Below are 18,922 nucleotides of genomic sequence, written 5' to 3'. Positions count from 1 at the left end.
GTCACCCTGAACTTGTTTGTGCAGGCACAGCTTCGCTTCCAGGGGCCCATTTCGCCTCCTCAAAGCACTACTCCCGAGGATAGATGGATGCTGAAACAGGTTCAGCATGACGACCTCCAAATTGGCTTGGGAGTTGAGCCAGCGCACCATTCCAAGCCAGTGTGAAAGACCGCCACTCTCCCGATTCGCCCCTCATCCCGCACTCCAAAACCACCCTCACGCGGTGGATAACCCGCTCCATTCGCCGCAGATTTCGGCGATGAGTCGGTGAACCGTTTCACCTCAGCGGCGAGGCGTGGCGGGTGGGTTCCTTCCCCGGCCCCATGCTGTATGCGCCGGTTCCAATGCAAAGCGGTTCGATCTTCAGCCAGCGCAAGCGCACCCTCACCCGGCCTTTTGCCGGAGCAGGCGCAGCCCTGTTGCTCGCGGCTCTGGGCACCAGCAGCCCGGTCCTTGCCGAAACGACCGTTCCGGTTGCCCCGATCTCCGTTGCCGCGCTGCTCCCCGCCGCCATTCAGGCCAGCGCCCTTGAAACGGGGCTCAACCCCGTTTCGGACGAGGCCGTTGCGCCCATGGCCGAGGATGCCGGCGAGCATATCGGCACTGGCCTCGCCAGCTGGTATGGCAAGGAATTCAAGGGTCGCCGCACCGCCAGCGGCGAGAAGTTCAACCCTACTGAACTCACTGCCGCCCATCCCAGCCTGCCTTTCGGCAGCCTTGTGCGCGTCACCAACACCAAGACCGGGCAGAATGTCGTGGTCCGCATCAACGATCGCGGCCCCTATACGCACAAGCGCCTGATCGACGTCAGCCAGGCCGCAGCGCGCGAACTGGGCCTGATCGGCCCCGGCAGCGGCCAGGTGAGCATCTCCCTACTGGCCGGGTAAAGCACCGCCGCACTCTACGATTTGAGCATCACCGGCCAGCCGGCAGTCCGGTCAGCGGCAACGCACCTTGCCGTTGTCGATCTCGCTACCGATCAAGGCACCGACGCCCGCGCCGATCAGCGCGCCCAGCACTTCGGAATTACCCGGAGCGATGATGCCGCCCAGCGTACCGCCAGCAAGAGCGCCCACTATCAGGCCAGTGGTTCCGTCGCTGCGCCGGCAGTAGTATTTGCCATCGCGGCCCCGATAGATCCGATCGTTACGCGATAATTTATGTTCGCGATAATTCTTGCCCTCGCGATAATATCGGGAAGCATCATAATCATTATATCGTGGATCGGGGCGGTTATAGTCGTAATTGCGATAGCTTCTCCAGCCATCGCTCCGATAGCCGTCATCAGTCGCACAGCCCCCGACAAGTGTCGTAGCCGCCACCACGGTCAATAACGCAATGCGCATGATCCGCTCCCTTTCTTTGAGTATGCTGAACTATACGCTTTGTATCGGCCAGTTCAAGCCGGGCGTAGGCAGAACTCGCGTGAGATGCGCCTGCGAAGGATGGGCCTGCGACGAGCGGGGCAGCCAGGGCCGGGACCGAAGCGTCACAGCATGTCGAATGCTTCCCCATCGCCCGCGTCGCCGGGGCGCTTAATTCCAGCACCTCGCAGCGCCGTTCCGGTCGGGCGAGATGGGCCAGCAGGAGCCCACATCCATAGCGGCGACGATAACCCGCCACTTCGCCGTCGTGGAACACCGGCTCCGCAATGCTTCCAGCGCGCGGTCCGCCAGCACGGCCTGCGCATGGTCGCGCGCCAGGGCCAGCGCCCGGTCCCGCACCCGCTGCGAACAAGGGATCGCGCCGCCGCGCGCGATAGGCCATCATGGGCGAAATCCCGCTCGCCGCGCAGGCCGTGCGGACATCGCCCCCAGCCGCCAGCCAGCCGCGGAAACGCATCTGGCGGACCGAGGTGAAGGCCGTGCGGAGGTGGGCGCCGCCAGTCAGGGCTTGCTCGCTCGCCATTCCCGCAGAATCCGCCTGCGTCGCATCCGGCCCTTCCCCCGGCAAATCGATATCCCGCCTGCCCCCGATCGATCCGCGCCCGGCGGAGTGAGACCTGTGGGCATGCGCTTCGTGCGACGCGAGCGGAGCGGCCGGGGGTCCCTCCCTCTCCTCTGCATCCGTCCGAGCCTGCGCCTCCCGCGCCTGCTGTGCCGCCCAGCGCGCCCTATAATCGGACTCATAGGCGCGCTGTCGCTTGCCGTCAGGATCGTTCCAGAAGGCCGCCCCCATGAAGAAACTCACGTCTTCCGGCGGCGGCAGGACGAGATGGGTGGCGGGATTTTGAGTATTATGCGCTGACATGGTTCGCCTCTCCATAGAGAATGAACCAATTCAGTTATACAGCATGAGGCGTGTAGGAAAGCTTCGAATGTTCGCCCCGTGGGCAGGACTGTCGCACAGGCACGGGCCCAGAGGCGTCCTAGGCCCGACGTTTTTCCTTCGGTCACCCCGGAACAGGTCCGGGGTGACAAAGGAGGATAGCTGTGACGCCTGCCCCGTATCCCGTGCGCGCGCCCTCCCCGTTCCGGGGAGGATCGCGCCCACTCACTTAGCCAGAAGCGGCGCCAGATACTGCCCGGTGTAGCTGCGCGGTTCCTTTACGACCTGTTCGGGCGTGCCGGTGGCCACGATCTCGCCCCCGCGCACGCCGCCTTCGGGGCCGAGATCGATGATCCAGTCCGCCACCTTGATGACGTCCAGATTATGCTCGATCACCACCACGGAATTGCCCTGATCCACCAGCCTTTGCAGCACTTCCAGCAGCTTGCGCACATCCTCGAAATGGAGGCCGGTGGTCGGCTCGTCGAGAATGTAGAGCGTCTGCCCGGTGGAGCGGCGGCTGAGTTCCTTGGCCAGCTTCACCCGCTGCGCCTCGCCGCCTGACAGGGTGGTGGCCTGCTGGCCCACCTTGACATAGCCCAGCCCCACTTCGTTGAGCATGTGCATCTTGTCGCGGATGGGGGGCACGGCCTTGAAGAATTCCTCCGCATCCTCGATCGTCATGTCGAGCACGTCGGCAATGCTCATGCCCTTGAACTTCACTTCCAGCGTTTCGCGGTTGTAGCGCTTGCCGTGGCATTCCTCGCAGGTGACATAGACGTCGGGCAGGAAGTGCATCTCGATCTTGATCAGCCCGTCGCCCTGGCACACTTCGCAGCGGCCGCCCTTGACGTTGAAACTGAACCGCCCCGCCTTGTACCCCCGCGCCTGTGCTTCCGGCAGGCCCGCGAACCAGTCGCGGATCTGGGTGAAGGCGCCAGTATAGGTCGCCGGGTTGCTGCGCGGGGTGCGGCCGATGGGCGACTGGTCGATCTCGATCACCTTGTCGCAATGTTCGAGACCGGTGATCTTGTCATGCGCCCCCGCGATCACTCGCGCGCCGTTCAGCGCGCGCGCCGCGCCGGCATGCAGCGTGTCGATGGTGAAGCTGGACTTGCCGCTGCCCGATACGCCGGTGATGCAGGTGAAAGTGCCCAGCGGAATGCTGGCGGTGACGTTCTTCAGATTGTTCGCCCGTGCGCCCGCCACGGTGATCTTGTGGCCATTGCCCTTGCGCCGCTTCCTGGGCACGGCGATTTCGCGCGTGCCGTTGAGATAGGCGGCGGTCAGGCTATCCTCGCTGGCGAGAATGTCCTTCAGCGTGCCTTCGGCCACCACTTCGCCGCCATGCACACCCGCACCGGGGCCAAGATCGACAATGTGATCGGCCGCGCGGATCGCATCCTCGTCATGTTCCACCACGATCACGGTATTGCCCAGATCGCGCAGGCGCTTGAGCGTCACCAGCAGCATGTCATTATCGCGCTGGTGCAGGCCGATGCTTGGCTCGTCCAGCACATAGAGCACGCCGGAAAGGCCGCTGCCAATCTGGCTGGCGAGGCGGATGCGCTGGCTTTCCCCGCCGGACAGCGTGCCGCTCGTCCGGTCGAGATTGAGGTAATCCAGTCCGACATTGTTGAGGAAGCCCAGCCGCTCGTTGATCTCCTTGAGGATGGCCTTGGCGATCTGGTTCTGCTGCGCGGTCAGCTGGTGCTGGAGATTGCCGAACCATTCCACCGCATCGCTGACCGAGAGGGCAACGGGCGTGGCGATATCCGTGCCTGCGATCTTCACCGCCAGCGCCTTTTCATTGAGGCGCTTGCCATGGCAGGTCTCGCAGGGCTGCGCGGTCTGGAACTTGGAGAGTTCCTCGCGCATCCAGGCGCTGTCGGTCTGCCCCATGCGGCGGTTGAGATTGCCGATTACGCCCTCGAAAGCCTTGCGCACGGTATATTCCTTGCGCCCGTCCTTAAAGGTCAGCTCCACCGGCATGCCCCCCGTGCCGTGCAGGATGATCAGCTTCTGGTCCGGCTCCAGATCCTTCCACGGCGTTTCAAGGCTGAAATCATAGGCCTTGGCCAGGCTGGAGAGCACTTGCATGTAATAGGGCGACGGCGGATTGCTCTTGGCCCAGGGCACCACGGCCCCCTTCTTCAGGCTCAGTTCCTCATTGGGGACGACAAGCTGCGGATCGAACAGCAGCTTTTCGCCCAGCCCGTCGCACGCCGGACAGGCCCCTTGCGGCGCGTTGAAGGAGAACAGGCGCGGCTCGATTTCCTCGATAGTGAAGCCGCTGACCGGGCAAGCGAATTTCTCGCTGAAGACGATGCGATTGGCGGGAATGCCCGCGCCTTTCAGCTGGCCGCCCGCGGCATTGGTTCCGCCCTGCTCCGCCTCGCGGCCGGGCACCGTACCGTCTGCCAGATCGACATAGGCCAGTCCTTCGGCCAGCTTCAGCGCGGTTTCGAAACTGTCGGCCAGCCGTGTCTCGATCCCTTCCCGCACGGCGAGGCGATCGACCACCACTTCAATGTCATGCTTGTATTTCTTGTCGAGCGCCGGAGCCTCGGCAATCTCGTAAATCTCGCCATCGATCCGCACGCGAGTGAAGCCGGCCTTCTGCCACTCGGCCAGTTCCTTGCGATATTCGCCCTTGCGCCCGCGCACCACCGGGGCGAGCAGATAGAGGCGCGTCCCTTCCGGCAGGGCCATGACCCGGTCCACCATCTGGCTGACCGTCTGCGCGCTGATCGGCAGGCCGGTGGCGGGGCTGTAGGGCACACCCACCCGCGCCCACAGCAGGCGCATGTAATCGTAGATTTCCGTGACCGTCGCCACCGTGGAGCGCGGATTGCGGCTGGTCGTCTTCTGCTCGATCGAGATGGCCGGGCTCAGGCCGTCGATATGTTCGACATCCGGCTTCTGCATCATCTCCAGAAACTGGCGCGCATAGGCGGAGAGGCTCTCCACATAGCGGCGCTGCCCCTCGGCATAGATCGTATCGAAGGCGAGGCTGGACTTCCCCGAGCCGGAAAGCCCGGTGATGACGATCAGCTTGTCCCGCGGAAGGTCGATATCCACGCCTTTGAGATTATGCTCGCGGGCGCCACGGACGGAAATGGTGGTGAGAGACATGAGCGCGATCTGGGGGCTGGAGGGCGAAGAGTCCAGTGACCTTCAAGGCAGGCCGCCGGACGTCCTTTTGTTCCTCAAATGTTCGCTTTCGTCAAGCTGACAAAATTCGCGGCAAAACGGGAAGGCCCCATACGCAAGCAATCCTGTGACTTGACCGGAATAATCAGGCAATATCACCACGCTGCCCGCCCCTCATCCCGGCGGGCACAGGGCCACCCCATCGAGCACCCCATCTTTCGCACCCGAAAGGAAAATACGCCATGGAAGCTTCGCAAACGCCAGAACCTGCCGCCCGGATCGATGCCGCCTTCCTGCTGCTGCCCATGCATAATTGGCGCTGGTTCATGCTGCGGGGCGTGCTGGCCATTTTGCTGGGCATCATGGCGCTGCTGGTGCCGGGACTGACCGTATTCGCCTTTGCCCTGCTATTCGGCGCCTTCAGCTTTGCCGATGGTATCCTGTCGCTGATCGCGGGCATTAGGGGCGCGACCAACAAGGCCGATCGCTGGGGCATGCTCGTCTTTTCCGGCGTGGTGGGGATCGCGGTGGGCGTGATCTTCTTCGTCTGGCCGCTGTTGGCCGCGGCCACCTATGCCTTCTTCCTGGTGTTCACACTGGCCTTCTGGGCGATGGTGACGGGCGTGATGGAAATCGCGGCAGCCATCCGTCTGCGCCGCTCCATCGAAGGGGAATGGCTGCTGGGCCTTGCCGGCGCCCTTTCGCTGCTGCTGGGCGTGGCGATCCTCTATATGCTGATGACCGCGCCGGGCGCCTCGCTCATCTCGCTGGGCTGGCTGATCGGCATCTATGCGCTGGCCAGCGGCATCGCGCTGGTGATGCTGGCACTACGGCTGAAGGGTAAGGCGGCCTGAAAACGCGAATGGCGGGAAAGGGCCTTCCCTTTCCCGCCATCACTATCCGGTTTTAACGCGCTTCAGGGCGGCGGCGCCTTGGTGCCGAAGACATTGCCGTAAGCCACGAAATCGGTGCTGTTATACGTCCCCTGGACGTTGAACACATAACCCATCTCGACAGCGCTCGGCCCGAAGAAGGCGCCTGTGAACCCGCCCGAACCCGATCCGGAAAGCGTGCCGCTGAAGGCCGGGCCGCCTGACGCAATCGTGCCATTGCCGCTGACCGATCCGAAGCTGGCGTAACCCGCGCTTCCCAGCGCATCCACGCCTGCCAGATTGATCAGCGTGGAGACGGTTCCGCTGCCGAAATTGGCGCTGAACGTGGCCGATCCATTTCCGTCTCCCACGGCAAAGAGCGACGGCTCCGTACCATTGGGCACGAAGACCGCGCCATAGACATCGGAATTGTAAGTCGCGCTGCCGGTGGTCGGCATGTTAGTCGCCGTCTGCTGGCCGAACACGAATGCCGCGAGGGGATTTATCTCCTGCTTGAAAAGGCTGACATTGAGGTTCGCATAAGTGCCGAAGCGCGTATAGCTGAGTGGCACTCCACTGATCTGCGGCACATGCAGTTCAAGCACTTCCTTGGGCAGGGTTATACTGGTGGTGGGGATGCTGACCTGCCCCTTCTGGAAGATGGCCAGCCCATTGCCACTATTGGTCGTGTCGAGATCGGCCGTGGTGAAGGAGGCCACCACCGATCCCGATTTGAGGACTTCCACCCTGCCGCCAGTTACCGAATAGCGGACCTGCACGGTGGAGCCCAGATTGTTGCGCCCGCCGCTGACTGACCCGCTCAGATTGACGCCGCCATAGAAGGAAGCGGTGTTGAGCGCCGTATCCGCCGGCAAGCCCTGGAACACCGAACTGATCGGCGTGGGCAGCGGCGTTGGGGTAGGAGTGGGAGTGGGAGTGGGAGTGGGAGTGGGAGTGGGAGTGGGTGAAGGCGTGGGAGTGGGTGAAGGCGTGGGAGTGGGCACCGGAGTGGGTGTAGGCGAAGGGCTAGGCGTCGGGCCCGGCGTAGGCGTGGGAGATTGGGTCGGCGTCGGCGACGGCGTCGGAGTTTGGGTCGGCGACGGTGACGGCGTGGAAGGCGGAGTGGGCGATGGCGTTGGCGTGCTGTTCACGCCCCCGCCACCGCAGCCTGCCATTACCAGAGCGATCGAAACCAGCGACGCACCCGCCGCGTAACGGACGTATTTCATGAATTGCCCCCGTAGTCGGGCCGCACGGGCCCTTCAGGAAGCCTCCTGCCTCAAAGAGCGGGCCTCGTCCATTACGCAAAGCTCCACCCCGGGGAAATCCAGGGTGGAACCCGCTTTTCCATCGCGAATCAGGGAGTGGGTGCCGGAACGTTCTTCGTGCCTGCGGCCACGCCATGCGCATCGAAATCGGAGCCCTGGAAATACCAGCCATAGCCCGCTTCCGCCGCCGCCGGGCCGAAGAAGCCGCCCGAGAACTTGCCGGTCGCGTTGTTTGCGCCGGTAAAGGTGCCGGTGAAGGTCGGGCCCCCAACCGCGAAGTTGCCAGTGCCGGTGGCGGTGCCGAAATCGCTCGTCGCGCCGCCGCTCGCTTCGCCCTTCAGGCTCAGCGTGGTGTTGATCTTGCCATCGGCGAAACTGGCGGAGAAAGTGCCGGTCGAATGGCCGCCCAGCAGATAGGTCTTGCTATCCCCGTCGCGCGTGGCGCTGCCATCCACCATCATGGTGTAATTGGCGGAACCAGTGCGCGGCATATCGCCCGTCTGGCTCAGGAACCCGCCGACCGACTGATAGAAGGTGGTCTTGCCTGTCGTGCTGTCGGTCCGCGTGAAATCGAACAGCAGCGTATAGGACAGCGGCACGCTGTTCACTTGCGGCACGGCGATCTTCAGCGTGTCGGTGATGTTGCTGGTGGTCTTGCTGAAGCTGGCATTGCCGCCCGGCGTATTGCTGCCGATGGGGAATTCCACGGCGGTTTCGCCCGTGGGCGTGACCTTGTAGTTGTCCTTGGTTTCATCGTAGCCGATCAACAGCTTGCTGCTGAAGGCATAGGAATCGAACCCGGTGGGATCGGCCGTGCCCGTCTTGGTCCAGCTGACACCGGCGGTACGGAACACCTTGTTGCTCGGCTTGGCGAACATCTCCTGAATGGTCAGATAGGGCTCGGTAGGCGTCGGCGTGGGGGTTCCGGTATCCGTCGGGGTTGGCGTGGGAGTGGGCGTCGAATCCACTCCGCCGCCGCAGGCTGCCAGCGTCAGCCCCAGCGTAAGGAGCGAAGCCCCGGCCATCATCCGCTTCGATGTCATCACAGAAACTCCCGCATTCTCCGGGCGATTGCAGAATCCACCCGGCAGCCCTTGTTATGTCAGGCGCGCTTCCTGCACCAGAATGCCCGGTCTGGGCAAAGGAAGTCTCGCCTCTAACCACAAATTATGGACGAAACGAGCCCCCCTGGCACCGCCACTGGCCGATACAAGGGATCGTCCCGTCAAATATGACCCGTCAAATGAGATGGGCACGACGTTACCAGACAGGACGGAGCGGAATGGTCGCTCCCTTACTCCTCGCCCCATCCTCGCTCAAAATGCCGCGACGATGCCCACTTCCGCAGAGAAACGATCGAAATCGTAAATCTCGATCGTGGACCAGTTACGCTGATAGGCAACCCGCAGCAGTGGCGCGAATGTGCCGAAGGTCAGGGCACGAAAAGTGCCCGAAAGGCTGGCCGAAAAATTGTCGTCCTTGCGCCGCTGGGGATAGAGGAACAGGCGCTTGTCCGCTTCAAGCCGGCGATAGCCCAGATTGAGCACCGCCGTAGTGCGGCCCATTTCGCGATAGAGATAGGTGTTGATGCCCCCGCTGGCCGTGGAATAGCCGGGATCGGCCGCCACATCGCGCGTGCCGTTCACTTGCACCCCGCCGCCGAAGCGCGCGCTGAAGGCCCGGTCCAGCCCCACGGCGAGCGTATAAAGTTCCCCATCTTCCAGATCGTTGCGCTGATTGTCCTCCTTGAGCACCGTGCCGTCCAGCCGCAGCTGGCTGCGCTTGCCCAGCGGATGCTGCCAGTTGCCGGTCACACCATAAGAGGTGCTGTAAGGATCGAGCCCATACCAGCGCCAGCTACCTGCTGCTGCGAGCGAGAACCGGTCAGCCCCCCAGCGCCATTGCGGCCCGGCCTGCAGCGAGGTGGAAATATCGTCAAACCGGCTCTTGCGATAAAGATCGCCCGAAGCCGAGGCGCGCAGCAGGATGTCTGTCGTCCGGCCCACCGGCACGCGATGATAGAGCTGCCCGCGCACCGAAATACCGATGCCCGATTGCGCCTTGGCATCGTCGTCCAGCGTGAAATCGCCGATGATCGTGCCCAGCGTATCGGAATGGGTGGCGTTGTTGATATTGGTGCTGGGCGCGGCGGCCACTTCAAAACTGCCGCCAGTACGCTTCAGCGCGGAAAGGGCATTGGCGAAGAAGCGCACCTGCTGTTCCACCTGCGGCGGCAGGCCGCTGGCTTCCGCTGCGCGCAATTCGCGCCGGGCCTCGCCCATATTGCCCATCTGCGCCTGCAACCGGGCAAGCTGGAGGCGCACCGGAGCGGCATCCGGCTTGTCATCCAGAATGCGGCGCAGCAGCACGGCAGCCTCGCGCGGCTTGTCCATCCGATCCGCCAGCATCATCGCCAGACGGAAGCGCGCTTCGGTGCGCAATTCCAGATCGGGATCCTGAGTGAGCGCGCGATAGGCTGCCTCAGCCGTTTCGAAATCGCCGGAATCACGCGCGGCATCGGCATATTCGAACAATTGTGCTGCGGTCATCTCGACCGGCCGAGCGGCGTTCTGTGGCGCAGCTGAGGGCGCTTCCCCATGGGCCTGCGGCGCGGCATCGTCAGCCAACGCGGGGGCGGACGCCATGCCACATGCCAGCAAGGCCAGCCACACCGCGCCATTCCTGCGAAAATTCACGCTTCGCCCTCCAAACATTACAGGCCCCCAGCACGGCCCGCGAAGCATGCTACCCGCAGACCGGGGCGGCATAGCTGCACGCGGGGCAACGGTCGAGTAGCCATGCGAAGAGCTGATCGGAGGTGGAAGAATTTCGTCGCCGCAGGGGAACGGCTCGCGGGGGTTGATCTGCGCAAACTGCCCGCCGCCTTCCACCACGCCCTTGCCAAGCACGCGCGCGCTCCGCATTGTCCTGCCTGTCAAAAAGGGTCCTGCATATAATAGAAGGAGAGTCTGTGATGGAACGTCCCGCAATTCCTTGCCTGCGCCGCCATGCCTTCCGCCTGCCCGCCGTCATGGCGCTGGGCGCTGCGGGCGCGCTGCTGGCGCTTTCCAGCCCGTTGTTCGCTCAGGACGCAGGCGCCGAACTGCCCGAGGGCAATTCTCCAGAAGAAGTGGCCCAGCGCAAGGCCGCTAATGAACAACAGGCCCAATTTGCCGCCGGGCAGTTGAAGGCCAATGCCGATTCCCAGGCAGAATACGAACGCGGGCTGAAGGCCGTGGAAGAAGCCAAGGTCAAGATCGCCGCTGACGAGGCCGCCGCCCAGGCCGCCTATGAGGCCGAGAAGTCGAAGCGCGAGCAGGAATATCAGGCCGCCATGGCAAAGTGGCGTGACGATGTGGAAGCCTGCAAGAAGGGCGATGTTTCCCGCTGCGGCACCGCGCCTGCAACCCAGCCGTGATGCCTGCCCGCGCGGCGCGCCTGATCGCCTCCCGGATCGCCCCTGGGCTCGCTCTGGCGGCTGCCGGGCTGTGCGCGCCGCTGCAGGCGGTGGAGCCTCCCCCGCCCGAGATTTTCCCGATGGAACCGGCAGACGATGCCGCCGCCTTCACCGCCGCCGGCTTCAAGCTGGCTGGCGGGGAATGGCATGGCTGCGGCGATCCGGACACCGCCGCCTATATACCCGGCCAGATCGAACAGGTGGCCGACCTTGATGGCGACGGCCAGCCGGAAGCGGTGATTACCGAAGGCAGCACCTTCTGCTTCGGCATGACCGGATCGGGCTATTCCCTGGTCAGCCGTAATGCTGCCGGGCAGTGGAAGCTGATGAGCCAGGGGCCAGGGATCGTGCGCTTCCTCGATACGCGGGGCGTGGGCAACTGGCCGGACATGGAAGTGGGTGGGCCGGGCTTCTGCTTCCCGGTGCTGCGCTGGAACGGCACGGCCTACACATCCCACCGCCGGGAATATGAGGGCAAACCCTGCTGAACGGTTCTCGATCGCTGTCGAGATCATCACCCTGAACTTGCTTGGGACTTATTCCACTCAGACGAGTACCCATTCGTCATCCCGGCGAACGCCGGGATCGCTGGCCATAGGGTTTTAAGGCGGGGTAGCTCAAGGTTGCCAGCGGTCCCGGGTCAAGCCCGGGACGACGGAAGAACACCTGTCTTTATGGGATATACGCCAAATCGTTTCCGGGTGACGATTGAGGGAACGATACGGCACCCCGACATTGCATTCGCAAACGCCATGATCGCCCCCCTTTCACCGCTCACCCCTTGTTCACTGCGCGATTTCTAGGCATGGCCCGGTCAGATTGATTTCGGGCGTAACCTTTTCGCGCCCGCAACAGGAGATGAGCCCGATGAAATTCCGTCTGCTCGCCGCCGCCGCTCCCGCGATACTCGGCGCAACGGCGCTGGCCGGTCTTCCCGGCACAGGCAATGCCAAGGATACTGCTTCCGTGACCGCAATTCCCGCTTCCGCGACTGCTATTCCTAGGGCCACCGGCTATTTCGCCCAGCAATCCACCCTGCCCTTCCACGCCCCAGATTTCACGAAGATCCGCGACGAGGATTATCGCAGCGCGCTGGAACAGGGCATGAAGATCTACCTCGCCGAGGTAGAGGCCATCGCCAACGATCCCGCGCCTGCCAGTTTCGAGAACACGCTGGTGGCGATGCAGAAATCCGGCCGCATGTTCATGCGCGCCTATGCGCCCTTCGGTCAGATGACCTCGGCCAATACCAACGACACGCTGGACGCGATCGACAAGGACATGTCCCCGAAGATCGCTGCGCTGAAGGATGCGATCTACCTCAATGACAAGCTCTTCCAGCGGGTAAAGGCGGTGTATGACAACCGCGCCGCGATGAGCATGACCGGCGAGGATGCGATGCTGCTGGAAACGACCTATGCCGATTTCGTCCATGCCGGCGCACTGCTGGATGCCAAGCACAAGGAAGATCTGAAGGCGATCAATACCACCATTGCCGGGCTGGAAACCGAATTCAGCCAGAAGCTGACCGAGGCGACCGCGGCCAAGGCCCCGATCTTCGACAGTGCGGAGGAACTGGCCGGGCTCCCCAAGGCGGAGATCGATGCGGCGGCCAAGCTGGCCACCGAAATGGGCAATCCCGGCAAATATGCGCTGGCGCTGATCAACACCACCCAGCAGCCCCAGCTGATCAGCCTCACCAATCGCGCCACGCGGCAGAAGCTGTTCGAGGCGAGCGTCAACCGCACTTCGGGCGGCGGCGAGTATGACCTGACGGGCACTCTTGCCCAGCTGGCCGAATTGCGCGCGAAGAAGGCCGCCCTGCTGAGCCAGCCCAATTACGCCGCTTTCGCCATGTATGCCGGTATGGTGAAAGACCCGGCCAAGGCGATTTCCTTCATGGAGGATTTCGTCCCCGCCGTGGCCGCCACCCAGGTGCGCGAAGGCAGGATGCTGGAAGACATGGCCGCATCGGAAGGGCAGAACATCAAGCTCGAACCGTGGGACTGGGCCTATTACGCCGAGAAGGTGCGCAAGGCCCGCTATGACATCGACGATGCCACGGTGAAGCCCTATTTCGACGTGTGGAAGTCGCTGGAAGATGGCGTGTTCTTTGCCGCCAACAAATTCTACGGCATCAACTTCAAGCGCCGCACCGATCTGCCCACCTATCACCCGGACATGCGCGTCTATACCGTCTATGACAAGGACGGCAGCGAGATGGCGCTGTTCTATTTCGATCCCTTCGCCCGGCCCAACAAGCAGGGCGGCGCATGGATGGGCAATTTCGTGGAGCAGTCTTACCTGCTGGACGAAAAGCCGGTGGTCTACAACACGCTGAACATCGCCCCGCCGGCCCCCGGCGAGCCTGCGCTGGCCACGGCAGACGATGTGACCACCATGTTCCACGAATTCGGCCATGCGCTGCACGGCATCTTCGCGGCCCAGAAATATCCCGGCCTGTCGGGCACCAATACGGCGCGGGATTTCGTGGAATTTCCCAGCCAGTTTAATGAGAACTTCGCCTTTCTTCCGGAAATTCTGAACAATTACGCCAAGCACTACCGGACCGGTGAGCCGATCCCGGCCGAGCTGGTCCAGAAGATCGAGGCGGCAGGCAAGTTCAACCAGAGCCTCTCCTTCGGGGAACTGCTGGCCTCCGCCCTGCTGGACATGAAATGGCATGATCTGACGCCCGGCGCGAAGCTGAATGCGGGCAATTTCGAGAAGGAAGCGCTGGGCACCATCGCGCTCGACACCCGCCTGATCCCGCCGCGCTATCGTTCGCCCTATTTCCGGCATATCTGGTCAGGCGGTTATTCGGCCGGATATTATTCCTACATCTGGACCGAGATGCTGGCCCATGACGCCTGGGACTGGGTCGTAAAGAATGGCGGCCCGACCCGCGCCAATGGCGAACATGTGCGCGCCACCTTCCTCGGCCAGGGCCATACGAAGGATTATGCCGACATGTATCGTGACTATGCCGGCCGCGATCCGCAGATCGCCCCCATGCTCGAAGCCCGTGGGCTGAGCGGGGAGTAAGGCCGCAAGCGTCGCAGCCGGTGTGAGTTCCTGCGAAAGCAGGAACCTGTTTGATGGGGCCCTGCTTTCGCAGGGGCTCACGGGTTTGCCAAGGATCACCCCATTACCAGCGCCCGCGCGCCCGGCTCGCCTAGCCAGCGCGCGGCAACGCCCCAGACATTGGCGATGTTCCGCCCGCTCAGCGCATCCTCGGGCGAGGCATCGGCCACGAGCCTCCCGCCGTCGAGCAGCAGCACCCGGTCCGCATGGTTCATCGCCAGCGCCAGATCGTGGAGCACCAGCACCACTCCCGCCCCGCCAGCCGCCGCCCGCCTCAACGTGACGAGCAAAGCGAGCTGATGGGCAATATCCAGCGCGGCCAATGGCTCATCCGCCAATATCCAGCGCGGCTCCCCCGCCAGCACTCTGGCCAGCAATGCCCGCGCCTTCTCCCCGCCTGACAGGGTGGATACACGCCGCTGAGCAAATCTTTCGAGATCGCAGGCCGCCAGAGCCGTCGCGACAGGCAAGGCCCCCTCATCGCCATGAGGCAACCGTCCAAGCGCGACGAGGCTGCGCACCACCATATCCCACGCCACCTCGCCCGTTTGCGGCAGATAGCCGATCGCGCGGGCCCGCTGGCGCGCTGGCATGGCAGACAGAGACGCGCCGTCCAGCAGCACCTCCCCCGTAGATGGCTCCGTCAGCCCGGCCAGCGCCGCCAGCAAGGTCGATTTGCCCGCGCCATTCGGGCCGCAGATCGCGGTGATCGTGCCGGGATGCAGGCCAGCGGAGAGCGGATGGAGCAGCGCCGTACCGCCCAGTTCCACCGCCAGCTTCTCAGCCGTCAGCATCATGCCAGCCCTCTCCTCATCTTCAGCAGCAAGGCCAGGAAGAACGGCGCCCCGATCAGGCTGAGGGCAATGCCAAGCCGCAATTCGGTGACCAGTGGCAGGATGCGGCAGAGGCAATCGGCCAGCAGCACCAGCAGCGCGCCCGCCAGCGCGCTGGGCAGGATCAGCGAGGCGGGCCGCCGGTCGGTCCATGGGCGGACAAGATGCGGCACGATCAGGCCGACAAAGCCGACGATCCCCGCCACTGCCACGCCGGAACCGACCGTCAGCCCCACGCCCAGCACCAGCAGCCCTCGTAGCCGCGCCGGGTCCACTCCCAGCGAGCACGCCGCCGCATCGCCCAGCGTCAAGGCATCAAGCGAGGGCCCGGCCGCGCGCAGCAGAGTGATGCCCGCGATAGTGAGCGGCGCGGCGATCCACACATCCTGCCAGCTCCTGTCCGTCAGCGCGCCCATCAGCCAGGTAACGATCTCGCTCATGGCAAAGGCATTGGGTGCAAGGCTGATTACCAGCGAGGTGAGCGCCCCCGCGAGGCTGGCGATCATCATGCCCGCCAGCGTGAACAGCCCGATCCCGCCGCTGCGCCCGGCGATCAGCGCCAGCAGCGCCATTGCCCCGCCCGCCCCGGCCAGAGCGAAGAGCGGCAGCAGCCAGGCCGAAGCAGCATAGCCGAACAACAGGCTGACAACCGCACCCAGCGCCGCGCCCGGCGCGATGCCAAACAGGCCCGGATCGGCCAGCGGATTGCGCAGATAGCCCTGCATCGCCGCCCCAGCCGCGCCCAGCCCCCCGCCAATGGCCAGCGCCAGCAAGGCGCGCGGCAGGCGCAAATCCATCAGGATGATCGCGGCATTGGGCGTGTCGAGCGGATCGATCCACACCCGCCCTGCGAGGAGCGAGAGCGGGATTGCTATTGTCAGCACCAACAAAAGGACGGGAACGGGGCGGGTCATGTTTTCGGCCCTTTCCGCGTGTCCTTCGACAAGCTCAGCACGAGCGGAGGTCTTCCGAGCCGCCCCACATCCGCTCGTGCCGGGCCTGTCAAAGCAGGCGCGCCAAGACCCGCCCTGACCTCGGCCAGCCGCCCCACCGCCCGCACTATGGTGGGCCCGCCGCAGAACAGCAGCGAAGGATCGAGCCGCTCGTAGCGCGTGGCTTTCAGCCCCTTCAGCGCCGGATGCGCCAAGGCACGTTCGCCGCCTGCCGCCAGCACCACGTCCGGTGGATCGGCCAGCACCTGTTCCAGCGGCAGATAGGCGCCCTGCCCCAGCCCGCGCGCCGCGGCATGGCTGGAAAAGCCGGTTCGGGTGAGCAAGTCGGCGATCAGGCTGCCCGGCCCTGCGATAAGTCCACCCTGTTGCCAGACGAGCGCATCCACCGGCGCGGAGCCGGGCTCCGGGCGCGCCTTGTCCAGCGCGGACTCTATCCGCGCGACCAGCGCCTCACCTTGCGCCTGGCGCCCGGCCAGAGCAGCCAGCTGGCGCACCTGCGCCTCACTTTCGGCAAGGTCATGCGCGATGTTCAGCGTCACCACGCGGATGCCCAGCCGCTCGAAAGCCCGGCGGGTCGCGCCGGGCAGGAAACTGCTGGCCACCACGACATCGGGCTTCAGCGCGAAAACCTCTTCCGCCGCGCCGCTGGTGGTTGCGAAACGGCGGGCGGTGGCGGGGTCCATCGAACTGGCGCGCGGATCGTGGCTGTAATGCGATATGGCAAGGAGCTGGTCTGGCTTGGCGACTTCCGCCAGAATCGCATCGCTGCAGGGGTTGAGCGACACGATGCTCGGCCCGCGCTGCTTATCGGCAGGGGGTAGCGCGGAAGAACATCCCGTAAGCTGGGAAAGGACCAGTAGAGAAACCAGATAGTTGCGCACCAAACCTCCCACCACGACACAAGTGCCGTCCATGGCGAAAGGCGCGCGCCGGTTGACCGGCACAGGCCAGTGCGCTTGCCATCGGTACACCCCGCCCGTGGCCGAACGACGCGCAACGGGCAGGTCTCCTGGCTCGCCGGATCAGCACCGCCTCGCCCGCCTTCCCGCTACCCTTTGAGGGCGGCAGTGGCATGATGGGCGCGCGGCTCCCCGGTCACAGTTGCGGGGGCAGCGCAGGCTTTGGAAAGGATCGCCTCCTCACCTGCTTCCCTCTTCGGCCCGCTTTCGCGGGCAACCCATGACGCAGACACAGGGATAGGGCTCGCTGCCCGGCGCGGCAAGAGGCGGCGGTTACCCGGCGTTCACCCTTAACACCTATCTGCGCGCTGTGCCGCTTCGGCACGAACCTGAATTCCTGGCTGCGCGCAGCGGGTTTGGGGGATACGCGCCCAGGCGCGATTTTCGCTGCCTGATGAAAGAGATTCTTGTCCCCTTCCGCCGCCCTTGATGTTTCCGCCAGCACCCCGGCGCGCCGCAGTTTTCTGCGGGCGAAGGCGCATGCGCGGCGCCCCTGGCGCAAGCTGGCCGCACTTGGGCTGGCGCTGGCCGTGCCCGCCTTCGCCGCGCCCGCCGAATGGCGCAGCCTGCCCGGATTCGGCAGCGATGAAGTACTGGCCGCCAGCCCGATGGGCTTTGAAATTCCGGGCGAGAGCTTTCCCGGCTCCGCCTTCTATTATCTGGCGGACGATCCTGCCGCCCGGCAGAGCGCACTTTCCTTCGCCAGTTCGGGCGGCTCCGCGATTCTCCCGGAAGACATGCCGGGCGAACCCGCCGCCCAGCCGATTGCACTGAGAGGCAGTGCGATGGACAAAGCCCGCGCGCTCCAGTGCATGACCATGGCCATCTATTACGAGGCCGCGACCGAATCCGATTCCGGCCAGCGTGCAGTGGCCCAGGTGGTGCTTAACCGCGTGGCCCATCCAGCCTATCCCGATACGGTGTGCGGAGTGGTCTTCCAGGGATCCGAACGCTCGACCGGGTGCCAGTTCAGCTTCACCTGCGACGGTTCGCTCGCCCGCGCGCCCGCCCGCAAGTTCTGGGACCGGGCGCAGCGCGTGGCCATGGCTGCGCTGGCAGGCTCGGTCTATCGCCCGGTCGGCCTCGCCACCCATTACCATACGGTGCAGATCCATCCCTATTGGGCGGACAGCCTGAACAATATCACCACGATCGGCGCGCATACATTCTATCGCTGGCGCGGCGCGGCGGGGCTGCCGGGGGCCTTTACCCAGGCCTATTTCGGCGGAGAGCCCCAGCCCCGGCGGCATCGGCCCGGCGCGATTTCCGATCCGGCTGCTCTGGCCGATCCGGTCGAGCTGGCCCGCCGTTACGAAGCATCGCTGGCCCCCGCGCCTCAAGCCGCCGCTGCCCCGCAGCGCGGCGTTGCTACCAATCCCGCCCCGGCGGCGCAGGCCATCGCACCCGCCCCGGCCTATTCGGCGCAGATCGAGGAACGCGGCGGCGAAGCTCTCTATTCCGGCAATCGCCTTCCGGGCGGAGGCGAGGTGAAGAGCCAATATCGCGGCTCTGGCGAGTGGATCGGCAAGCCCTGATCTCATTTCACCGCTGAAATCCCACAAATCAGCGACTTTCAAAGGTTTAGATTCCGGAAACCATGGGCGGGAACCATCGCTTCAGCTTGCCGGATTATCAGGGCTGCAGGCAGAGCGCCGGCCAGGAGCCGTGCACCGCCCGGATGATGAAGGTGCACCCCTATGACGATCCATTTCGCCGCCGCCGAAGGCAGGCTGGTCCCGGGACTCGGCACTTCGCTGCTTCGCGCCAGAATGGCCCGCCCCGCCAATGACAATAGCGGCAGCACAAGCGCCCCGCAGGGCCAGATGCGTCAAAACCGCGCGGAAAATCCCGCACCTGATCGCGAAACGCTCCATGCCGCGCTGCGTCAGTTCGCAAAGCACGGCATCGGTGCGGCCGAACATGCCCGCAATCAGGCGGAACGCGCCTTCTTCGCCGGGGATCGCAGCACCTATCGCTGGTGGCTGGGCGTGTGCCGCGCGCTGGACCGGCGCATGGCCGGCATGCTCGCACGCCGGGCGGAAAAGTCCGGCGAACCGGGTTGAAGGACCGGGTCA

Annotated in this window: 16 protein-coding genes and 1 riboswitch; of the genes, 8 read left to right on the top strand and 8 right to left on the bottom strand. The window is 64.5% G+C overall.

All coding sequences use genetic code 11. The features are described 5' to 3' along the window. The first annotated feature begins 344 nt into the window (after nucleotides 1-344). Nucleotides 345-887, top strand: a complete 543-nt coding sequence (locus H0274_RS02825) for a septal ring lytic transglycosylase RlpA family protein (RefSeq protein ID WP_226792829.1) — start codon at nucleotides 345-347, stop codon at nucleotides 885-887. A gap of 51 nt (nucleotides 888-938) precedes the next feature. On the opposite strand, the gene H0274_RS02820 is transcribed toward H0274_RS02825, so the two are convergent. After that, entirely contained in the window at nucleotides 939-1,346 is a 408-nt protein-coding gene (locus H0274_RS02820) for a glycine zipper 2TM domain-containing protein (protein ID WP_226792828.1), read from the bottom strand. Nucleotides 1,347-2,493: 1,147 nt separating this feature from the next. Continuing rightward, nucleotides 2,494-5,403 carry an excinuclease ABC subunit UvrA gene (gene uvrA, locus H0274_RS02815; RefSeq protein WP_226792827.1) on the bottom strand — a complete coding sequence of 970 codons (2,910 nt, stop codon included), beginning with the start codon at nucleotides 5,401-5,403 and terminating at the stop codon, nucleotides 2,494-2,496. Nucleotides 5,404-5,663: 260 nt separating this feature from the next. On the opposite strand from uvrA, the gene H0274_RS02810 reads away from it, so the two are divergent. Beyond that, nucleotides 5,664-6,275 carry an HdeD family acid-resistance protein gene (locus H0274_RS02810; protein ID WP_226792826.1) on the top strand — a complete coding sequence of 204 codons (612 nt, stop codon included), beginning with the start codon at nucleotides 5,664-5,666 and terminating at the stop codon, nucleotides 6,273-6,275. A 62-nt stretch (nucleotides 6,276-6,337) separates the two neighbouring features. Here H0274_RS02810 and H0274_RS02805 read toward each other — a convergent pair whose 3' ends face one another. Continuing rightward, nucleotides 6,338-7,180: a transferrin-binding protein-like solute binding protein gene (locus H0274_RS02805; RefSeq protein ID WP_226792825.1), complete on the bottom strand. Its 843-nt coding sequence runs from the start codon at nucleotides 7,178-7,180 to the stop codon at nucleotides 6,338-6,340. On the opposite strand from H0274_RS02805, the gene H0274_RS02800 reads away from it, so the two are divergent. Then, a complete protein-coding gene (locus H0274_RS02800; RefSeq protein WP_226792824.1) occupies nucleotides 7,146-7,508 on the top strand; it encodes a hypothetical protein in 363 nt (120 codons plus the stop codon). The genes H0274_RS02805 and H0274_RS02800 overlap by 35 nt on opposite strands. A 142-nt stretch (nucleotides 7,509-7,650) precedes the next feature. On the opposite strand, the gene H0274_RS02795 is transcribed toward H0274_RS02800, so the two are convergent. Together H0274_RS02795 and H0274_RS02790 are read right to left on the bottom strand one after the other, a co-directional pair. After that, nucleotides 7,651-8,604, bottom strand: a complete 954-nt coding sequence (locus tag H0274_RS02795; RefSeq protein ID WP_226792823.1) for a transferrin-binding protein-like solute binding protein — start codon at nucleotides 8,602-8,604, stop codon at nucleotides 7,651-7,653. 273 nt (nucleotides 8,605-8,877) lie between these two features. Next, nucleotides 8,878-10,257 carry a surface lipoprotein assembly modifier gene (locus tag H0274_RS02790; protein ID WP_226792822.1) on the bottom strand — a complete coding sequence of 460 codons (1,380 nt, stop codon included), beginning with the start codon at nucleotides 10,255-10,257 and terminating at the stop codon, nucleotides 8,878-8,880. A 278-nt stretch (nucleotides 10,258-10,535) separates the two neighbouring features. Between H0274_RS02790 and H0274_RS02785 the strand changes: the two genes are divergently transcribed. The 3 genes from H0274_RS02785 to H0274_RS02775 all read left to right on the top strand — a co-directional run bounded on the left by H0274_RS02785 (nucleotide 10,536) and on the right by H0274_RS02775 (nucleotide 14,063). Next, nucleotides 10,536-10,979 (top strand): hypothetical protein, encoded by a 444-nt coding sequence (locus H0274_RS02785; protein ID WP_226792821.1) that lies wholly within the window; start codon nucleotides 10,536-10,538, stop codon nucleotides 10,977-10,979. After that, complete coding sequence (locus H0274_RS02780; RefSeq protein ID WP_226792820.1) at nucleotides 10,979-11,506, top strand: hypothetical protein; 528 nt, start codon at nucleotides 10,979-10,981, stop codon at nucleotides 11,504-11,506. The genes H0274_RS02785 and H0274_RS02780 overlap by 1 nt, the downstream gene beginning before the upstream one ends. A gap of 370 nt (nucleotides 11,507-11,876) precedes the next feature. Then, nucleotides 11,877-14,063 (top strand): M3 family metallopeptidase, encoded by a 2,187-nt coding sequence (locus H0274_RS02775; RefSeq protein ID WP_226792819.1) that lies wholly within the window; start codon nucleotides 11,877-11,879, stop codon nucleotides 14,061-14,063. Nucleotides 14,064-14,158: 95 nt separating this feature from the next. On the opposite strand, the gene H0274_RS02770 is transcribed toward H0274_RS02775, so the two are convergent. The 3 genes from H0274_RS02770 to H0274_RS02760 are packed head-to-tail and all read right to left on the bottom strand — an operon-like array spanning nucleotide 14,159 to nucleotide 16,802. After that, complete coding sequence (locus H0274_RS02770) at nucleotides 14,159-14,896, bottom strand: ABC transporter ATP-binding protein (protein WP_413463470.1); 738 nt, start codon at nucleotides 14,894-14,896, stop codon at nucleotides 14,159-14,161. Beyond that, nucleotides 14,896-15,849: a FecCD family ABC transporter permease gene (locus tag H0274_RS02765; protein WP_226792817.1), complete on the bottom strand. Its 954-nt coding sequence runs from the start codon at nucleotides 15,847-15,849 to the stop codon at nucleotides 14,896-14,898. The genes H0274_RS02770 and H0274_RS02765 overlap by 1 nt, the downstream gene beginning before the upstream one ends. Next, nucleotides 15,846-16,802 (bottom strand): ABC transporter substrate-binding protein, encoded by a 957-nt coding sequence (locus tag H0274_RS02760; RefSeq protein WP_226792816.1) that lies wholly within the window; start codon nucleotides 16,800-16,802, stop codon nucleotides 15,846-15,848. Before H0274_RS02760 ends, H0274_RS02765 begins: the two co-directional genes overlap by 4 nt. Nucleotides 16,803-16,870: 68 nt before the next feature. Beyond that, a riboswitch (cobalamin riboswitch) is annotated at nucleotides 16,871-17,084 on the bottom strand. 170 nt (nucleotides 17,085-17,254) lie between these two features. On the opposite strand from H0274_RS02760, the gene H0274_RS02755 reads away from it, so the two are divergent. Both H0274_RS02755 and H0274_RS02750 read left to right on the top strand, forming a co-directional pair. Continuing rightward, nucleotides 17,255-18,382, top strand: a complete 1,128-nt coding sequence (locus H0274_RS02755) for a cell wall hydrolase (protein WP_226792815.1) — start codon at nucleotides 17,255-17,257, stop codon at nucleotides 18,380-18,382. Nucleotides 18,383-18,544: 162 nt separating this feature from the next. Then, a complete protein-coding gene (locus tag H0274_RS02750; RefSeq protein ID WP_226792814.1) occupies nucleotides 18,545-18,910 on the top strand; it encodes a hypothetical protein in 366 nt (121 codons plus the stop codon). Nucleotides 18,911-18,922 lie beyond the last annotated feature (12 nt).

This window comes from Fulverythrobacter ferritrahens (genome assembly GCF_020539485.1).
Classification (GTDB): Bacteria; Pseudomonadota; Alphaproteobacteria; order Sphingomonadales; family Sphingomonadaceae; genus Andeanibacterium; species Andeanibacterium ferritrahens.
This window is presented reverse-complemented; position numbering and strand designations above follow the sequence as displayed.